The sequence below is a fragment of the Pseudoalteromonas sp. UBA6610 genome (assembly GCF_002433295.1).
In the GTDB taxonomy this organism is placed as follows: domain Bacteria; phylum Pseudomonadota; class Gammaproteobacteria; order Enterobacterales; family Alteromonadaceae; genus Pseudoalteromonas; species Pseudoalteromonas atlantica.
In genome coordinates this window covers 45,323-65,387 of sequence record NZ_DJHW01000142.1, presented here as the reverse complement: position 1 = coordinate 65,387, position 20,065 = coordinate 45,323, and the positions used below count along the sequence as shown (strand labels likewise).

15 protein-coding genes are annotated in these 20,065 nt (G+C 40.7%); 6 read left to right on the top strand and 9 right to left on the bottom strand.

The genetic code is table 11. The features are described from left to right. Positions 1 to 62: 62 nt before the first annotated feature. Positions 63 to 2,297, bottom strand: a complete 2,235-nt coding sequence (locus B4F91_RS19255; RefSeq protein WP_039972240.1) for an ABC transporter permease subunit — start codon at positions 2,295 to 2,297, stop codon at positions 63 to 65. Positions 2,298 to 2,954: 657 nt separating this feature from the next. Between B4F91_RS19255 and B4F91_RS19250 the strand changes: the two genes are divergently transcribed. The 3 genes from B4F91_RS19250 to ppx all read left to right on the top strand — a co-directional run bounded on the left by B4F91_RS19250 (position 2,955) and on the right by ppx (position 7,208). Continuing rightward, entirely contained in the window at positions 2,955 to 3,461 is a 507-nt protein-coding gene (locus B4F91_RS19250; protein ID WP_024031441.1) for a glycine cleavage system protein R, read from the top strand. Between the two features lie 179 nt (positions 3,462 to 3,640). Then, positions 3,641 to 5,728 carry a polyphosphate kinase 1 gene (gene ppk1, locus B4F91_RS19245; RefSeq protein ID WP_004587626.1) on the top strand — a complete coding sequence of 696 codons (2,088 nt, stop codon included), beginning with the start codon at positions 3,641 to 3,643 and terminating at the stop codon, positions 5,726 to 5,728. Next, complete coding sequence (ppx, locus tag B4F91_RS19240) at positions 5,721 to 7,208, top strand: exopolyphosphatase (RefSeq protein ID WP_096042371.1); 1,488 nt, start codon at positions 5,721 to 5,723, stop codon at positions 7,206 to 7,208. The genes ppk1 and ppx overlap by 8 nt, the downstream gene beginning before the upstream one ends. 192 nt (positions 7,209 to 7,400) lie before the next feature. Here the strand turns inward: ppx and B4F91_RS19235 are convergent, their stop codons facing one another. From B4F91_RS19235 to B4F91_RS19205, 7 genes are all read right to left on the bottom strand, one after another. Then, a complete protein-coding gene (locus B4F91_RS19235; protein ID WP_004587628.1) occupies positions 7,401 to 7,856 on the bottom strand; it encodes a hypothetical protein in 456 nt (151 codons plus the stop codon). A 293-nt stretch (positions 7,857 to 8,149) separates the two neighbouring features. After that, positions 8,150 to 11,272, bottom strand: coding sequence for an efflux RND transporter permease subunit (locus B4F91_RS19230; RefSeq protein WP_286937467.1), 3,123 nt, complete (start codon positions 11,270 to 11,272; stop codon positions 8,150 to 8,152). Continuing rightward, the gene (locus B4F91_RS19225; RefSeq protein WP_286937469.1) at positions 11,269 to 12,804 is read right to left on the bottom strand and encodes an efflux RND transporter periplasmic adaptor subunit; all 1,536 of its coding nucleotides are present in this window, start codon (positions 12,802 to 12,804) and stop codon (positions 11,269 to 11,271) included. The genes B4F91_RS19230 and B4F91_RS19225 overlap by 4 nt, the downstream gene beginning before the upstream one ends. A 4-nt stretch (positions 12,805 to 12,808) precedes the next feature. Continuing rightward, positions 12,809 to 14,131 (bottom strand): TolC family protein, encoded by a 1,323-nt coding sequence (locus tag B4F91_RS19220; RefSeq protein ID WP_286937470.1) that lies wholly within the window; start codon positions 14,129 to 14,131, stop codon positions 12,809 to 12,811. A 262-nt stretch (positions 14,132 to 14,393) separates the two neighbouring features. Beyond that, entirely contained in the window at positions 14,394 to 14,759 is a 366-nt protein-coding gene (locus tag B4F91_RS19215) for a hypothetical protein (protein WP_064386995.1), read from the bottom strand. 63 nt (positions 14,760 to 14,822) lie between these two features. Next, positions 14,823 to 15,431 carry a paraquat-inducible protein A gene (locus B4F91_RS19210; protein ID WP_064386994.1) on the bottom strand — a complete coding sequence of 203 codons (609 nt, stop codon included), beginning with the start codon at positions 15,429 to 15,431 and terminating at the stop codon, positions 14,823 to 14,825. Between the two features lie 2 nt (positions 15,432 to 15,433). Beyond that, positions 15,434 to 16,699, bottom strand: a complete 1,266-nt coding sequence (locus tag B4F91_RS19205; RefSeq protein ID WP_286937473.1) for an EAL and HDOD domain-containing protein — start codon at positions 16,697 to 16,699, stop codon at positions 15,434 to 15,436. Between the two features lie 145 nt (positions 16,700 to 16,844). Here B4F91_RS19205 and B4F91_RS19200 point away from each other — a divergent pair, with 145 nt between their 5' ends. From B4F91_RS19200 to B4F91_RS19190, 3 genes are all read left to right on the top strand, one after another. Beyond that, positions 16,845 to 17,603 (top strand): substrate-binding periplasmic protein, encoded by a 759-nt coding sequence (locus tag B4F91_RS19200; protein WP_286937475.1) that lies wholly within the window; start codon positions 16,845 to 16,847, stop codon positions 17,601 to 17,603. Between the two features lie 69 nt (positions 17,604 to 17,672). Continuing rightward, positions 17,673 to 18,239, top strand: a complete 567-nt coding sequence (locus B4F91_RS19195) for a PhnA domain-containing protein (RefSeq protein ID WP_004587636.1) — start codon at positions 17,673 to 17,675, stop codon at positions 18,237 to 18,239. A gap of 116 nt (positions 18,240 to 18,355) precedes the next feature. After that, a complete protein-coding gene (locus tag B4F91_RS19190) occupies positions 18,356 to 19,171 on the top strand; it encodes an META domain-containing protein (RefSeq protein WP_286937476.1) in 816 nt (271 codons plus the stop codon). A gap of 43 nt (positions 19,172 to 19,214) precedes the next feature. Here the strand turns inward: B4F91_RS19190 and B4F91_RS19185 are convergent, their stop codons facing one another. Continuing rightward, complete coding sequence (locus B4F91_RS19185; RefSeq protein WP_055252599.1) at positions 19,215 to 20,054, bottom strand: 23S rRNA (adenine(2030)-N(6))-methyltransferase RlmJ; 840 nt, start codon at positions 20,052 to 20,054, stop codon at positions 19,215 to 19,217. Positions 20,055 to 20,065: the final 11 nt, after the last annotated feature.

Sequence of the window (20,065 nt, the reverse complement as noted above, 5' to 3'; positions counted from 1 at the left end):
GTCATCCAAATCCAAGGAGAACCAGACTTAAACCACTGCTTTACCATGTCGTGTCTCTCCACTTACATTGAGCTGTATTTTTCACGCAGTTGCTGACGAACAAACTCAGCCACTGTGTTGAAAATAAAGGTGAATATGAATAGTACAAATGCTGCTAAGAATAATATTCTATAGTGCGAGCTGCCTACTTCTGATTCAGGCATTTCTACCGCAATGTTTGCTGCAAGCGTACGCATACCTTGGAAAATACTCCAATCCATAATTGGCGTATTACCTGTTGCCATTAATACAATCATGGTTTCGCCTACTGCACGACCAAGTCCCATCATCACGGCAGAGAAAATACCTGGGCTTGCTGTAAGTAGTACAACACGTACTAGCGTTTGCCACTGCGTAGCACCAAGTGCTAGTGAGCCATTTGATAAGTGTTTAGGAACACTAAATACGGCATCTTCTGCAATCGAGAATATAGTAGGAATAACGGCAAAGCCCATCGCAATACCAACAACTAATGAATTACGTTGGTCAAACGTCATACCCAGCTCGTTAGTTAGGTACTGACGTACATTTCCGTCAAACATCCAAAGCTCTACTGTTTCGCTCATTGCAAACGATACCCAGCCTATAAATAATACAACCGGAATAAGTAAAATAGAGTGCGACCCTTCAGGGATTTTATGGCGAATACTCGCTGGTAACTTAGTCCAACCTAGTGCTGTTGCTAGCACACCTAACGGTAATAAAATCAATAAGCCGACAATAGCTGGTAGGTGCTCTTCTATAAGTGGCGCTAACCACAGGCCTGCTAAAAAGCCTAATATTACAGTCGGGAGGGCTTCCATAATTTCTACCGTTGGCTTTACCACTTTACGCAGCTCGCTCGACATAAAGTAAGCGGTGTAAATAGCGGCAGAAAGCGCAATGGGTACTGCAAATAGCATGGCGTAAAGCGCTGCTTTTAACGTACCAAACGAAATAGGAACCAAAGAAAATTTAGACTCAAAGTCATCACTTGCTGATGTAGATTGCCAAATATAACCAGGCTCAGGGTAACCTTCGTACCACACTTCTTGCCATAGTGCAGACCAGGTAACCTCTGGGTGCTCATTATGAATTTCTAATACGGTTAGTTGGTTATCGGCTAAAATAAGGGCGGCATTTGAGCGCGGAGCTATAGCAAAGTTTTTAATCTCGCCATCACTTACTTTACCTTGCCAAAGTTTTGCCTCACTAGTGGTGTAATACACACCTAACTCACCGTTACTGCTCGTAGTGAAGAAAGTTCGACGATAAAACTCGGTAAAAATGTTCAGCTTGCTTTGTTTAGTTGTTTCAAACGAGCGAATTTTTTGATACTCACGGCCGCTGTCTGTATTTACTTCAAACCACTGCGATACTTCACCGTTATCGTTTGCAAGCATGAGTGAGTTAGCACCAGCAAGTAGCTGCGCAGACACTAAGTTAGCACTTTCTTCGTTAGCCGAAAGCAGCTGAATTTGCTCTACTTCGCTTGGATAGCGTGTATCGTAAACATAAATTTGATTTGCAGAACGTACAAATGTGCGGGTGGTGTCTGGCGAAATTAAAAGCTCATCAACACGGCCTTCAATATTAAGCTCAGTGCGCTCAACTACCCATTCTACTTCACCGGTAAACATGTTTTCTTCAGCAACAAAGCTGCTAAATAAAACGCGTTTGTCTTCGGTTAAAGCAACCACGGCTGTTTTATCTTCGTAATGACTAAATGCAAAACGCTTAATGGCAGCACCTTGCTCGTCAACTTCTAATGCCATTTTGCCAAGTGGGTAATCTAAACGTGGCGTTAGCTTTCTTTCGTTGTTAGGAAAAGTAACTAAAAACTTAGGTGCTACCAGCACCACCGAGCCATTTTCTAAACCAAACGCATAATGCCCCTGAAACGGCGCACTGTTTGCAAAGCTTGATGCATCACTAGGTAGCTCGGCGCTTAATGTTTTAAGCTTTTTACCAAAGCTGCCATCTTGCACACTATAAAAATCTACCTTTCCTTGCTGAGAGAGTAAAAAAGCAACCTCAGTTTGCTCCTCAACACCTAAGCCCACAATTTGTTCAGCATTAGCAACGTTAAAACTGTTACGTTTTTCTACTTTTGCTGATTCAAAAATTGGTTGTACTACATAAAGAAGGTAAAAGAATATTAATAACAATGCTATTAATACCATTACTCCGCCTGCGGAAATACCCCACTTTGCAAACCGGTCTTTAAATAGACGGCTTCGATCCGTATTTAAAGTCGGCTTATTCGGATTGGAAGTCATCAAAACACCCTTTAATTCTGTCGTTGCGCAAATTATATTTCATCAAGATGACAGTAATGTTACAGATGTAATAAATACCCGCCTAAATGCTTTAAAATCAGTCCTTTTTTCTAATAACAGCCCTTGCTTAATTGTTACTCACTGATATGCCACAACATAAATCGATACAAAAAAGGGGAAATATTTAATATAAATACCCTAAATTAGTGCCTATTTAGCTATTTAATAACGCGTTTTACTGCCCTGCTGGAGATGACTAAATTTATGCTTTTATGGCGCATTAGTTGTTAACACTTTTATGGTTAAATAAAGTGCATAGCGCTCAAAGCATGGAGAAAATAAATGTTATGGTTCATAAATGACACTTATTATCAAAAGTGCTATAAAATTGTTAATAAATTCAGCGTGAGTTTATATTCTTATGGGAACTAATTTGTGCTTTTATTGGACAAACAATTTAACGCAGACAATACTAAATCTATGTATAACGAAACCAGACCGCAGCGCTAAAGTTAAAAAAACTCAACGATAAAGACACAAATAAGTAATAATAAACAATTAGTTTTTATGGGTTTATATTACCCACTACAATGATAGAAACGTTATAAACACTTAATGCCTACGCATTTACATTTTCAGGCTTAGAGAGAGCTATTTATGAAGCAGTTGGTGATCACCATTTTAGGGCAAGACCGGCCCGGATTAGTAGAAAGTATTTCATCGGTTATCTTGCAAAATAAGGGTAACTGGCTAAGCAGTAATTTAAGCCACTTACTAGGCCACTTTGCCGGTATTATTCAGGTAGAAGTAGCGCAAGAGCACTTTGAAGCATTGCAAAACGCATTAAATGCCTTACCTAAACTCGACGTACGGATTGAAACTGGCAACACAGAAGTAGAGCCAAGTAGCAAAGAGCAAATAAATTTTGTCATTACTGGCAATGACCGCCCGGGCATTGTGCAGGAGCTGGCAAGTGTAATACGCCACAAAGGCGCTAGCATTACTCACTTAAACTCAAGGCAACAAAGTGCGCCAAATTGGGGAGTGCCTATTTTTAGTGCCGTAGCTACAGTCACCTTACCCAGCGGTATGAATAAAGAAGAAGTTATTGATGCACTTGAATCGATTACCAGTGATTTAATTGTAGATATTGAAGAGGCATAGCCCAAACGCCGTTGACATAAAAATGACATGGTAGTCATTTTTATGTCATCTAACTGGCGTATGTTTAAGTTAAAAAGGGCTGATTATTACTACTTTTATCGCTTTTTACATTGTTAACCTCATAAGCGCAGACACAGCCCCAAATTAAATTTGAAACATATCCTGATAACGGAATAGATATGAATGCCCATATAGAGCCCCCTCAAACAACTGAATATTTTGCAAAAGAATTAAGCTGGCTGTCATTCAACGAGCGTGTACTACAAGAGGCTAAAGATAAAAATAACCCGATTATTGAGCGCATGCGCTTTTTGGGCATTTTCTCTAATAATTTAGATGAATTTTTTAGAGTACGGGTTGCTGATGTAAAGCGCCGAATTTTATTAAATAAACTCCCCGATGCTAATTTTGAAGAAGACGAAATACTGCTTAGTGAGATACAAAAAAAAGTATTGCAGTTAGGTAAAAAATTTAACCACATACATCAGCAGGTATTAACCGACTTAAACCATCATAACATTCATGTTAGTCGCCCTGATGAGCTCAGTGAGTTTCATTTAAACTGGTTAAAAAATTACTTTCATGATCACGTTCTTCAACATACTTCTCCTATTTTGCTAAACGAGAACAAAGACTTCTCTACCTATATAAACGACACCATGACCTACTTATTTGTAGAAATGAGTGATGAAAAAAGTTATTACGCAATGCTTGAGGTACCCACTGACAGGGTTGATCGCTTTATAAACCTGCCTCCAGAAAAAACCCGCCGCCATAAAACCATTGTAATGCTTGATGATGTCATCACTTACTTTTTAAACGATGTATTTAGTAGCTTTTTTTCTTATAAAAGCATTGCCGGTTATGCAATAAAATTAACTCGCGATGCAGAGTACAACCTAGACGACGAGCTAGAGGCTGGCTTACTTGATAAAATGTCCAAAGGGTTAAAACAACGTATTTATGCTGAGCCGGTAAGATTGGTTTACGATCAAGCCATGCCTGAAAACATGCTAAAAGTGATGAAAAAGCGCCTCGGTGTCACGCATCATGATGCGTTAATTCCTGGGGGGCGTTATCGTAATTTTAGAGACTTTATATCGTTTCCTAATGTAGGGCGCCAATATTTAGAAAACAAACCCCTCCCAGCATTGCAAAGTAGTGCGTTTAATAAACATGCCAGTGTATTTGACGCTATTAGCGAGCAAGATATTTTACTGTATTACCCCTATCATACTTTTAATCATGTGCTTGAATATGTGCGCCAAGCGGCCTTCGACCCTAAGGTTACGCAAATAAAGGTTAATATTTATCGTGTAGCGAGCAAATCTAGGCTGATTTCATCGTTAATTAATGCCGCACAAAACGGTAAATTAGTGACCGTTATGGTTGAGCTAAAAGCACGTTTTGACGAGCAAAATAATATTGAATGGGCAAAGGTGCTAAGCAGTGCAGGTATTAAAGTAATTTTTGGTATACCCGCACTAAAAGTGCACAGCAAATTATGTGTGGTGCACCGTAAAGAAAAAGGCCAAATAGTAAAATATGCTCATATTGGCACAGGCAATTTCCATGAAAAAACAGCCAAAATTTACACTGACTTTAGCCTATTTACTCGCCACACTGGTATTTGTGAAGAAAGCGACAGCGTATTTAGATTTATAGAAAGCAGTTATAAACCGTTCAAATTTGACTACTTAATGCTTTCGCCAATTAATGCCCGTGAAACGCTGCTTAATTTAATCAATAACGAAATTGACCATGTTAAAAACAACAAACCAGGCAAAATAACGGTAAAAATAAATAACCTCGTCGATAAGGAGCTGGTAGACAGGCTTTACCTAGCTGGTCAAATCGGCGTTAAAATTAGAATTATTGTACGTGGCATGTGCTCGCTCATCCCTGGCGTGCCTAAACTTAGCGATAATATTAAGGTAATTAGTATTGTTGATCGCTTTTTAGAGCATCCTCGCGTAATGGTATTTGGTAACAATGGCGATGAAAAAGTATTTATATCTTCTGCTGATTGGATGACACGTAACCTAGATCATCGTGTTGAAGTAGGTGTTCCTATTTTGGATGTTAAGTTAAAACGCCTTATAGTTGATATATTAGAGCTACAATTTAAAGACCGTACCAAAGCACGCATTATTGATAGCGAGCAAAAAAACGCTTATGTAAGAAGGGGTAACCGTAAAAAAATTCGCTCTCAGATAGCAATTTACGATTATCTAAAAAAATGGGAACACACTTATTATAATGAATGATCACCCTTCAATAGCCGCAGTTGATTTAGGCTCCAACAGCTTTCATTTAGTGGTTGCCCGAGAAGTAAACGGCACTTTGCAAATTTTGCACAAAGAAAAACAACGCGTTTATTTAGCCGATGGGCTAGATGATAAATTTCGCTTAAGCCAAGCTGCAATAGACCGCGCCCTCGTGGTACTAAAGCAATTTGCTAAAACCTTACATGAGTTCCCCGCAAGTAATGTAAAGGTAGCTGCCACTTACACTTTTAGGCGCGCTAAAAATATTAACGCCTTTTTAGCCCAAGCTAGCGCTGTGTTTCCTTTTCATATTGATGTAATTGCAGGTCAAGAAGAAGCACGCCTTATTTATCAGGGCGTTGCGCATTATGTTCATAATGAAGAAAACCGTTTAGTGATCGATATTGGCGGTGGCAGTACCGAGCTTATAATAGGTAAACATTTTAAGCATAAGCTTTTATCTAGCCGTAATATGGGCTGTGTTAGCTTTACAAAGCAGTTTTTTAGCGATGGAAAAATAACGGCCAAACGCTTTAACAAAGCGCAAATAAGAGCCGAGCAAGAGCTTGAAGCCATTTTTTCTAATTATATAAGCGAAAATTGGCAAACAGTAATTGGCACCTCGGGCACTATAAAGTCAATATTAGCGATGATAAGCGCCACAAATCCGCAGCAACCTAACATCACTTACGACGATTTACTCGCGTTAAAACAGCAATTTATTAGTGCTAAACATATTGATAACTTAGCTATTGCAGGGCTTACACCCGAGCGCCAACAAAGTATATGTGGTGGCTTAGCAATTTTAATTGCGATATTTACAGAGTTTGCCATTAAAGAGCTGACCTACAGCGATTTTTCGTTGCGCGAAGGGTTGCTGCACGAAATGCAGCAAAAGCTGGCCGACAAAGATATTCGCTCAAACACCATTAATAATTTAAGTGAGCGCTACACCGCTGATAAAGCGCATGCAGCGCGTGTTGCTGATACGGCTATTTGGCTCTATAAACAGTTAAAAAATGTATGGCATTTAGATAATAACGACGATATTGCTTTGTTAACTTGGGCAGCAAAATTACACGAAATTGGTTTATCTATTAACTCATCGGGGATTAACAAACACAGCGCTTATATAGTGGCGAATAGTCAATTACCCGGTTTTACGCAGCAAGAGCAACTTATTTTAAGCTCACTTATACGCTTTTATCGTAAAAAAATTAAACTGACTGAGCTGCCAGAGTTTTTAACTATTTCTCAAAAGCACGTGCTTAAACTGATTGTTATTTTACGCTTGGCCATTTTATTTAATCAAAAGCGCCAAGTGAGCTTAAAGCCGGATATGGAAATAAGCGCAAGCAACTTAGGCTTATTTATTAAGTTTAGTAACAGCTATTTGCAAGAGCATACATTGCTACAAGCAGACCTAGAGCAAGAGCAGCTCTATCTTAAAAAAGCAGGGATTCAGTTTGAGTGCGTTTAATTTTATAAGGCTATTAAAAGCCCGTGACATTGTTTGTTCTAAAGTAATGTAACTGCGACGCGCGCCTTTTAACATGAGCTTGCTGCTTTACTTTCCCCATGTAAAGCACACATAATAAAGCGCCCTTGGGGTAAACCCAAGGGCGTTTGAAGCTTTACCGATAAAGATAACAACCAGGTTATTTTATCAGGTTTACATATCCATATGGCGGTTTGAGCTTTGCATCATTTGCTTAACGCCTTGCTTTTCAAGCTCTAAAATTTGCTCGAGCTTTTCTTTACCGTTTTCTGTCTCAGCGCGCTCTAATAAGTACTCGTAAAGTTCGATTACTTTTTTGTGCTGCTCAGAGAGGTAGTTTTGAATCACCTTTTCATCAAATTCTTGGTCTTTGCTAATATCGTTAAACGTAATTAACTCGGGGTTGTCTGCAAAGTATTCGTAGCTGTAAGTATCTAAGGTGTTGATCTCTGTAATTGCTTTAAAGCCAACTAAGTCTTCAGCTAACTTTTTTTCATAATCTAAATAATAGTCCACTAGCATCGCGTTACGTTCATCAAGTAACTCCTTAACGCTGTAAAAATTTGCCGCCATTTGTGTGTGAAATAAAACGGTCCAATCGTACACTTCTTTAATTGTTTTAACTTGCATGTGCATTCCTTACTAAGTTGACTGTATAAGGTATAGGTTGCGTAAACCGTGCCAACATAAACTCAATTAAAAACAATGCATTAAAAATAAAAAAACAGCAGCTAGGTGGGTTATTTGGTACAAGTTACAAAATACGGGTAATTTTTATAGGGCAATAAAACAGATATTGCCCACAGTGTGCTATTAGAGCCTGCTGAATTAGGGGCAGCTATCAAGCTCACAAGGGTAAAAACCGTACACCGCGATTTAAACGCCCCTTCATTCAGCAAATTTTAACTCACAAAGAACAACACCTATTGACTAATATGCTGCTTTTTCCACAGTAAATACACCGCAGGTATAACCAATAACGTAAGCATAATTGCGCTTAGCATCCCGCCTACCATCGGCGCAGCTATTCTGCTCATCACTTCGCTACCGGTGCCGGTGCCGTATAAAACGGGTAATAAGCCAGCAATAATGGTAGCTACCGTCATCATTACGGGGCGCACTCTTAGCCCTGCACCTTGCATAATAGCGTGTTGTAACGCTTGTAAGTTAAATGCAGTTCCAGTTTGCTCGCACTGCTGGCGCTGCTCTGTATAAGCTTGGTTTAAATATACAAGCATTATGACGCCTATTTCTACGGCAACACCGGCCAATGCAATAAACCCTACCCCCACTGCCACCGAAAAGTTAAACGCTTCAAAATACATCAGCCAAATGCCGCCCACCATAGCCAAAGGAAGAGTGGCAATAATAATAAGTACTTCGCTTAGGCATTTAAAATTAAGGTATAGCAGTATTACAATAATTGCGAGTGTAAGCGGGATCACATAAGTAAGCTTTGCTTTTGCGCGTTGCATGTATTCGTACTGCCCTGCCCAAGTAATTGAATAACCAGCGGGTAATTGTAGGTTATCGCCAAGTACTTGCTGAGCTTGTGCTACATAGCTGCCAATATCACTGCCTTTAATATCAATTAAGCTCCACCCATTTAAACGCGCATTTTCGCTTTTAATACCGGTAGGGCCATCTTCAATAAATACTTTAGCAACATCACCAAGTGCAATATGTTGGCCTGACGGTGTAATAATAGGTAATAATTTTAAATCTTCAGGCGAAGCACGAAAGCTCTGCGGGTAGCGTAAATTTACCGGGTAACGCTGTTGCCCTTCAATTGTTTCAGTCACGTTTGAGCCGCCAATTGCAGTGGCTACAACCTGTTGTATGTCGGCTATATTTAGATTATACCGTGCTGCTTTTTCACGGTTTATATCCACTTTAATATAACGCCCTGTGGCTACACGCTCTGAATACACTGAGGCTGTGCCAGGCACATCTTTTAACAATTGCTCAATTTGCTGCCCAATGTTTTGAATTTCTAACAGGCTTGGGCCCGCAATTTTAATACCTACAGGCGTTTTAATACCGGTGGCAAGCATATCAATTCGCGTTTTTATTGGCATAACCCACGCATTTGTAAGGCCCGGTAATGTAACTAAGCTTTCCAGCTCTGCTTTAATTTTTTGCTTCGTCATGCCCTCTCGCCACTGTGATTTGGGCTTAAATTGAATAAAGGTTTCAATCATTGTCAGCGGTGCGGGGTCGGTAGCGGTATCGGCGCGCCCTATTTTACCAAATACAGTTTTTACTTCAGGCACAGAGGCTATGAGCTTGTCTGTTTGCTGTAAAATTTTTCGCGCTTCACCAATAGAGAGCCCAGGGTAAGTTGTAGGCATATACATTAAGTCACCTTCATCTAGCAAAGGAATAAACTCACTGCCTATTTTATTTACCGGATAAAAGCCTATAGCCGTCACTATAAATGCAATAAATAACGTACTTTTTGGAAATTTAAGTACGGTGGCTAACAGCGGTTTATACCCTGCAACCAAAGCTCTATTAACAGGATTTTTGTGCTCAGAAATGACCTTACCCCGAATAAAGTAGCCCATTAACACCGGCACTAAGGTTATAGCTAAACCGGCAGAGGCTGCCATCGCATACGTTTTTGTATAAGCAAGCGGAGCAAACATGCGCCCTTCTTGCGCCTCTAAAATAAATACAGGCATAAAACTTACAGTAATAATGAGCAAGCTAAAAAATAATGCAGGGCCTACCTCGGTGGCCGATTTAGTCACTATTTGCCAGCGGTTTTGCTTGGTCAGTGGCGTTTTTTCCATGTGTTTGTGCATGTTTTCTATCATTACAATAGCACCATCTGTCATAGCGCCAATAGCAATAGCAATCCCGCCTAACGACATAATATTAGCGTTTACGCCTTGCCAATACATCACAATAAAAGCCATTAATATACCCATAGGCAAGGTAATAATAGCCACCAGCGATGAGCGCACATGAAATAAAAATACCACGCACACTAAGGCTACAATAATGAGCTCTTCAAACAATTTACTGCTCAGGTTATCAACCGCACTTTTTATTAACGTGGAGCGGTCGTAAACCGGAATTATTTCAACCCCTTCGGGTAACCCTTGTTTTAAAGACTCAAGTTTTGCTTTTACCCGAGAAATCGTTTCTTGGGCGTTTTCGCCATAACGCATCACCACAATGCCACCCGCAACCTCGCCTTCGCCATTTAGCTCGGCAATGCCTCGTCGCATTTGAGGACCTAAGCGTACATTTGCTACATCTCGTAATTGTAATGCACTTCCTTGGGCGTTAATTCCTAATGGAATGGCTTCTAAGTCGGCGACACTTTTAATATAACCGGTACTGGTTACCATGTATTCGGCTTCAGCCATTTCGATTACTGAGGCGCCAGTTTCTTGATTACCTTGGCTAATTGCAGTTTGTATCAAACTAAGAGGAAGGCCATAAGCACGTAACTTAACGGGGTCTACAACCACTTGGTACTGCTTTATCATGCCACCTACAGCGGCTACCTCAGATACACCTTCAACGCTTTGCAGTTCAAATTTTAAAAACCAATCTTGCAAGCTACGAAGCTGACTTATATTGAGCTGATTTGTTTTATCGACTAATGCATATAAATAAACCCACCCCACTCCTGTGGCATCGGGCCCAAGTTGTGCCTTTGCACTTGCCGGCAAGCGGCTTTCTACCTGACTTAAATACTCTTGTACGCGGCTTCGGGCCCAGTAAATATCGGTATTTTCATCAAAAATAATATACACATACGAGTCGCCAAAAAACGAAAAACCGCGCACCGTTTTAGCGCCGGGCACAGACAGCATTGCCGTGGTGAGCGGGAAGGTAACTTGGTCTTGCACTACTTGGGGCGCTTGGCCTGGGTAGCTGGTTTTAACAATTACCTGCACGTCCGATAAATCCGGAAGCGCATCAACGGGTGTCTGTTTTACACTGTAAATACCCGCGCCAAATACAATAATACTCAGTAACAAAACGAGAAAACGATTAACAACCGACCAGCGAATAACAGCAGCTATCATAATGACTCCCCATGCATTGAATGATGAGCTGCGCCTTCGTCAGTAGGGTGCTCAGCAATTTTGCTTATTACAAATTCGCCCTCAATAATGCTAAATGTAAAATGCACCTGCTGATCAGGGGAAAGCGCACTAATATCAAGCTCTTTAGCAAGTATAAAGTCCATAGTAGCAGGGCCTCTGTTCCATTTAGCAATAGCCTCTCTACTAATATTAATAACCCGCTGCGCTGCGTTTATATTATTTATGGTTCCCATTACTGTGGCTGTTTGAACCGCTTCAGCCTTGTCCATTTCCATGTTAGGCATGTCGCTCTTGGCGGGTATTTCTGGTGCGCTCATACGCTTAAAGTCCGAGTCTTTACTCGATTCAGAGTCTATTAAAAACTGCGCAGCAGTCACAACACGGTCTTCTTTGGTAATGCCCGATAGAATAGCCACCTCATGTTGGCTAATTTGCCCTACTTTTACCGCCACCGATTTAAAACGCCCATCGCCTAGGGCAAGTACTACTCGGTTTTGTGCGCCTGTACGAATAAGCGCTTGCTTAGGTATAACTAATTGCGGTGAGTCACTGTGTGTGTGAATACTTACTTGGGCAAACATATTAGGCTTAAGTAGCCCTGCGGTATTTTCAAAACGCAGCCTTACACGTAAAGTACGGTTTTGGGCATTCAGCGCTGGGTAAATGTAATCTACTACGCCCTGCCACTGCTTACCTTTAATGTAATCAAGGGTCATTGTAACGGGAAGCCCTTTGCTCACTAAAGCTGCTTGGCGCTCAAATACTTCTGCCTCTACCCATACTTGATCTAATTTAGCGATACTCATCATTGAGGTGCCGGGCTTAACATAAAAACCTTCACGTACATTAAGCTCATCAAGCACCCCACTTTGACGCGCGTAAAATGTAATGTTTTGCATCACTTTTTTATTTTTTTCTAAGCGCTCAATAAAGCCATCAGACACATTTAGCGACTCTAAACGCGCTTTAGCAGCCCGGATCAATACGCTGTTTTTTCTATTTACTGCGAGTAAAAATTCTTCTTGTGCGTTCACAAGTTGAGGAGAGTAAAGTGTGTAAAGAGGCTCACCAGCACTAACGGGCTCCCCTTGCGCTTTTACAAATAGGGTTTCTATCCACCCTTCTACGCGAGGGTGAATATGGGTTAACTGATCTTGATTGTATTGCACATAACCGATTGTTTGAATATCACTTTGCAGTGTTTTTACTTGCACTTTACTGGTTTTAACGCCTAAGTTATTAACCACTTCAGGTGATATTTTTATAGTACCTGGGCTGTCGTTTTCAGCGTTTGCATATACAGGCACCAGCTCCATCCCCATTGGTGATAGCCCTGGTTCATCGCGCCTATAGTTACTGTCCATGGGAGCAACCCAATACAGCGGCTTCGCTTTTTTATTATCAGCGGTTGTGGCTAAGTGCTCGGTATTATCAATCAACCAACGATTAGCAATAAACATTAACGCGGCACCGATAAGCAGCGCTACAAGGTATTTTAAGTTAGTTTTCATTGTTTTATCCTTGTAACTCAGCCATTACTAGCGAGTCTAAACTGGCTGCGTAATAATTTAAGCGAGCAATAATTATGTGTTTGTCTATTTGAATATTAAGGGCATCTATTTTGGCGTTTAGCTCACTAATACGCGCGCGCATAACATCAGAAAAGTCGCCATCGTCACGGGTATACGCGTTTAAAGTAGCCTGAGCTTGTTGCGACATTTGCGGTAATAACGTGTTTTGATAAAGCCTATTGCGCTGCTCAATTCGCTCAAGCTGACTAACCTCTTTAAAGTACTGTCCTTTTAGGCTTTGTAGCGCCACGCGTTTGTCGGTTTTAATGGCCTCTGCATTAGCAATAGCCGCATTAACTTGCTGATCTTGCCGGTTATCGGTAAATAAAGGTAAATCAATACTCACCCCCACCGAAAGCAAATCAGCACGCGATTCACCAGCTTGGTTATCAGCGCGGTAGCCATAACCCATATTTACGCCAAGTTGTGGCTTATAACTTTGTTTAGCAAGGCTCACTTGTGTGCGTTTAGCGGCTATACGTTGATCTATAGCCACTATAGAGGGATGCGCCATAAGTAACTTAATGAGCTCATCAAAGTCTAAGCTATTAAATTGGGTAAGCGGGGCTGGCGCTGTAAAAGTTAGGCTTAATGGTTGGCGTAATATGCTCTGTGGTAACCACTGGGCTAACCCTTGTTTAGCGGCATCTAGCTGCTGCGCTAATACAATCAGTTTATCTTCAAGGCGTGTGAGCTCCAATTGAGAGCGAATAATATCTTGCTGACGGGTTTTACCTAAACTACTGGAGTAACTGGCTTCGGTAACTTCAATTAACTGGCTAAACAATGCTTTATCTTGTTCAATTAACGCAATACTTTGCTGCGCTCTGTAGGCATTTAACCACAGCTCCATTACCCTAGCTTTTACTTGCGCCTTTCGCTGGGCCCTAAGCCACGGCTGCTCAAGTGCTTCTTCTTTTATTGCTTGTTGGCTAAGTGCTAGGCTATTACCACGGCTAAAGCTTTGGCTTATACCCACTTTTAACTGCGTCATGTTTTCTTGTTCAAACGCAAAGCCATCTACGGGTACACTTTGCAAACCTATGCTTAATACGGGGTCTGGTAGAGTACCTGCAGCAATACTTTGCGCTGTGGCGGCGGCTTGCTTTTGCTCACTGGCGCTCAGCCACGGCTCGTTATTGAGCGCCAGGTTTATGGCATCCGTTAAATTAAGGGTTGATGCTTTTGCTATGGCATCACTATTAAATACAGCACCAAATAAGGTGGCGCTCAGTAATACAGCTTTAAAAATTACAGTGCGGGTCATTGCCTGCTCCATCTAAAATTAAAAATAAAATCTTAAATTAACAAGCAGAACAGGCGCTTTGAACGAATATAGCTAAATTTCACTCATACCAATGGTGTTAAATTAGTCGTTATTTATAGCGACAGTTAAATAGAGTGATAACAAGGCATAAATATCGGCATGTAGTTGTTCTACATAAGATATTTATAACGCTGTTAACGCTTTATTTGGCACGCTAAATGACTAAATAATCAAGTCGATTGGTATCACACCTATCCTGCGTTTAAGCAAACATAGGAGGGCGATATAAAGTATTACTAGGTGGGGAGGAAATACCGCTATTAAGCTGGGTAACTTTTTCACTCGATAACGAAAAAGCAGTAAATAAGGCCGGGGACGTTAAAATAGAGCTGCTTCCACAGCCATTTATTGGGCAATGACAATCATTTTGAACATCTGCTTCATCACTGCAGCAATCCATTTCCATCATACCTGTATGCAATTTACTCTCGCTCATTACATGCGTGGCATGCTTTGCTGATAGGCTCATATGTGGCATTTCGCACTGCTGATTTACAGACGCAGCGGCTTGCCCCACAAACGTGAGTAGCATCACGACAACGAGTAAATTTGAGTAAAAACGCTGCAAAACAAAGCCTATTAAGTAAATTACCCAGTAATAATATTTGAGTTATTGAGCTAACTCAAATAATTAATTTTCTTTTTTAGGTGGTGTAATTAAGCTACTCGCTAAAATAGCAAAAATACAATAAGCACTAAAATACCAAAATCCCTCACCAAAAGTGCTATGCATAATTAGTAAATCGCTACTTTGGCCATGTGCATTGCCTGCCAAATAAGTCACTATTAACGCAATAACAAACACATCCACCATGCTCCACTTGCTCAGTGCGCAAATAACCACAGCTAACTTATTTTTAAATCCGCTGGCCGACAAGCAGCAATACAGTAATTGCAGCAGTAATTTTAAGCTTGGGATCACAATAGAGAACAACCCAACTAACGCCGCTACAAATAAATTATTATTATTAGCTAGCTCGTTTACGGTTCCCCAAATGCTTTGTGTTTTGCTATACGCGTTTATTTCACCCTCTAATTTATCAAGTCCTAACATGCTAGAGAACATCATTAACATACTGCGGGTACGGCCATCGCCTTCCTCAGCCAGCATTTCTATGCCTGCTTTGGCGAGTTGCGATTTATCAATGTTGCCCTCAATCGATAATACAGGTTTGGTAACACCAGGAAATAACAGCCCTAATGCAACCACAATACTTAAAATAGATAACCAATTACGCATATTTATTCTGCAATAGCCTCAATAATTTCGTCACTATACAACAGTGCATCAAGAACATAATTAAAAATATGGCCTATGTGCAAATCACTGTTTATTGCTGGCATTAACACCGCTATTTTATCCATTTCATCTAGTTCAAACGCCCTAATAAGCGCAAGGCTTTGCCCTAAAATGCCCTCATTGTTTAATAATGCCTGGGCAATACTTTCATCTAGCGAAAACTCTTTAACAATCGCTTCAAGGTCTGTATCTAAAATTGCATCCATCACAGAAAACAACCCAACCAAGTAACCCTGTCCAACCATTTCTGCATGGTTTTGCCCTAGCAATAGCGCAATAAACTGCGCTCTGGTTAAGGCAAGTTTTGTGAGTTCTGAGGGTTTATCGGCGCCTAATTCGCTCAGCGCCAGCACGCGTACCAGTTGCCTTATACTGTCCTCTCCTAAATACACAACCGCTTGCGAAATAGAGGTAATGGTTAATTTAGTACTGCCCGAGCGGGCATTCGCTAATTTCAATACTCGCGCTGTAATTGCCACATCCCTGGCTACTTGTTTTTGTATTTCATCAAAGCATAAAGATTCTTTTGACGTAAAGCGCAGTAAATCAAACACAATCACCTTACCCGGCTCCACATCTTTGTAAGTGATCATCTCTGGGCGGGCAAAAAAGTAACCCTGAAATAAATCGCAACCGGCTTGTTTTAACGAGTGAAATTGCGCATGAGTTTCTATGCGCTCAACAATAATTTTTGCATGCGGATTAGCGCGTTTAATTTTTTTTATGCGCATATTGGTTTTAATTATTACATCGTCCATTTCAATTTTAATGTAATCTACATGCGCAAGTAATGGCGCCCATTTATCGTCGCCATCGTAATCATCTAGGGCAAACTTGTATCCCTCTTGCTTGAGCGCTTTCACGCGCTGAGTTACCTCAGCTATTTTGTTCGTACGCTCAACGATTTCTAACACACAATTTTGTGGCACTAACAATTTAGGAAAATTTTCTAAAATAGTGGCTGAAGAAAGGTTAATAAACGCTAAATGATGCGCTGTAAGTTTGTCTGGCCCTAGCATCATCAGCGTATTAAAAAACAAACGGCTGGTTGCTTGCTCATCAGATGTTCCCACAGGAAATGCATTATGGGCTGAATCACGATAAAGCAGCTCATAAGCAAACACATTCTGCTGAGCATCAAAAATAGGTTGCCTTGCAACAAACTGTGTTATCTTTTGCCCGTTCTGTAAAATATTTGTGGGATTCACTTAATAAAAGCCTATCTAATTTGACGTTGTTTATTACAATTAGGTTATACACTGTAATTCAACCGCTATGAAGATTCTAGAATCATTGCAAGCGGAGTTAAATTACATAATACACAAGGTTAAAAGTTTAGCAGAGGTTGCGTATTTGTTTTTTTTAAAGTTGTTTTTATCCTTATTTATTTTGCATCTTGCTACGTTTGCTCATGCCCAGCAAAACCAGCCAGAACTAAATTACAATGTCAGTGCGTCAGGTAGTCACTACCCTTTTTACACCAGCAACCCTGAAAAACCCGGCATTTTGCCAGAAATAATCACCGCTTTAATGGCGCAAGCAAATATTACCGCCAATCACGTTGAGCTTCCCACTAAGCGAATTACCAAATATTTAGAAAACGGCTTTATTGATTTTGATGTAATTTCTTTAAAATGGTTAGCGCAAAGCGAGCGAGATAACCCTTACTATATTTTTTCAGAGCCGCTGATCCCCGCAACCGAAATGATTGTTGCACTGCCTGATAACGTCGCGCAGTATCAAACTAAGCAAAGTTTATACTCTAAAGAGGTTGGTACAGTACTTGGCTACTACTACCATGATGATGCAAAATTTAACCGCGTCGATTTTCCCTCTGAAAAAGAGCTAATGATTGCATTATCTAAAGCGCGTATTGATGTTGCCATTATGGGTATTCATACCGCAGCGTATTGGTCTAAACAATTAAATATTAATGCTGAGTTTGGCGCCCAGCATTCGCATGGTTATTTAAGAGTGCGTTTACTTGCTAAGCACAAAGCGTTACTGCCTAAAATTAACCAAGCCCTTGCGCTCTTACATAGTAGTGGTTACATAAAACGCATAGAAGATAAATACATTAACCCAATACCCGCACAAAATTTAAGGGATTAGTATCGCCGCCTACCTTTGCTAGGGTATAATACGGCCAAATGTAAACCTCTTCCTATATAAGAACGCCTTATGAGTATTGAAAAAGCCTTAATCGAGCGCAGTAATAACCAGTGTGAATTATGCAGCGCAACCGAACACTTATCTGTTTACGAAGTGCCTCCTGTTACCGAAACCCATTCAGACAAATGCATTTACACATGCCAAACCTGTAAAGATCAAATAGAAAACAACAGCGAGCTTACCCCAACACATTGGCACTGTTTAAACGACAGCATGTGGAGCCAAACACCTGCCGTACAAGTAGTGGCTTACAGAATGCTAACGCGCTTAGCTGTTGATAATGGCTGGGCACAAGATGCGCTCGACATGATTTACCTAGAAGAAGACACCCTTGCTTGGGCCAAAAAAGCCCTTGCTGAAGATGACGATATAAAACACGTAGACAGTAACGGCGTAGTGCTACAAGCTGGCGATACGGTTACTTTAATTAAAGACTTAGACGTTAAAGGTAGTAGCTTGACCGCCAAACGCGGCACAGCAGTACGCAATATAGGCTTAACAAATAACCCTGAACATATTGAAGGGCGAGTAGACGGCCAACGTATTGTTATTTTAACAAAGTTTGTAAAAAAATAGCGTTAAAGCATTATATTAAGGCGCATTAGCGCCTTTTTTGTGCCTAAAAAAATTAAGCCATGATTAAGCTCCTCCCCCCTACACTTACCAGCAATATAGGAATAAGGAGCGCAAGCATGGCAAAGCAGCAATTTAGGTTTCAAAAACGTACATTTACTGGCTTAGGTTTATTAGCCCTAAGTGCACTCACATTAGCGGGCTGTGAAAAACCAGCTAACGAATCACAATCCACAGTACAAGAAAAAAGCGTTATGGGTTTAACCACGCAAGTGAGCTATAAAGATCGCAGTATGCCACGCCCTGGCTCACAACTAATTGTAACGCTATCTGATGTGTCAAAAGCAGATGTAAAAGCCGAAATAGTTACGCAACAGGTAATTGATATAAATAAAGCGCCGCCGTATACCGTGGAGCTAGCTTATGATGACAACAACATTGTTGATAAACACCGCTATAACCTCACCGCTAGAATCATTAATAAAGACAAGGTTCTTTATACCAGCACAATGCAGTACGACCCTTTTAAAAATGCAAACTCTGGGATTCTTCACGAAATTGAGCTTGAAAAAGTCGCCTCACCTAAAAGCGATGTTACCCTTACAAATACATACTGGAAAGCCGTTACAATTAATGCGCAAACAGTCAGTGTAAGAACAAAAGAGCCATTTATACAATTTGATAAAGATAACCGCGTTAACGGCTTTTTAGGGTGTAATAACGTCAGCGGTAGCTATAGCACAGAGCAACATTCAATTTCGTTTAGCCAATTGGCAAGTACAAAAAAAATGTGCTCACAAAGCATGGAGCAAGAAGCGGCTATGTTAAATATGCTCAATAACACGCAAAAGTGGGCTATAGAAGGCGAGTCTTTAGAATTAAAAGATAGCAGTGGCAACACGCTTGCCACCTTTAATGCGGTTTATTTTAATTAAATAAAAGCCCAGCAGGGCTTTTACTTTACATAATGGCAGGCAGTTATTCGTCGACTAACTGCTCGCTTCTATAAAACCCGCTAGGCTCACTTAAAAGTTCAACTAACTCAGGTAATATGCTGTCCATAGTTTGTTTTAATTTCCACGGTGGGTTAATAACAATCATGCCTGATGCCGTCATACCGTGTACGTCAGTATCCGCTTGCGTGCCTAACTCAAATAATTGAATATTACGCATTCCCGACTCAATCAGCCCTTGCTCCATTGTATTGATTCGCTCTCTATCAACAACGGGATACCAAATCATATATGTGCCGGTAGCAAAGCGCTGGTGCGCCTTAACTAATGTACTTACTACAGTATCGTAATCGTCTTTTATCTCATAAGGTGGGTCAATAAGCACACATGCACGGCGCGAAGCTGGCGGAAGTAGCCCTATTAATCCGGCAAAACCGTTTTCGCCACGTACGCGAATAGAGCGCTTACCTTGCATGTTTTGCTCAAGTAACTGCAAATCGCGCGGGTGTAATTCAAAAAACCAGCCTTTGTCTTGACGACGTAAGTAATGCTCAGCAATTTTTGGCGAACCGGGGTAAAACGCCAGTTCATCCCCATCATTAAACGATTTAATTAATGCAATATAATCGTTTAGCGCTTCGTGTTTACTGCTATGTTGCCAAAGCTTAGCAATGCCCTCTTTGTATTCTTGTGTTTTTTGGGCATCAGATGAACTTAACTCAAAAAATCCCGCACCAGAGTGGGTATCAATATAATCGAGGGGTTTATCTTTAATAGTTTGATATTGAAGTACCTGTGCAAGTACTAAATGTTTAAGCACATCGGCAGGGTTACCTGCATGAAAAGAGTGTCTGTAACTAAGCATTGTTAATTTTC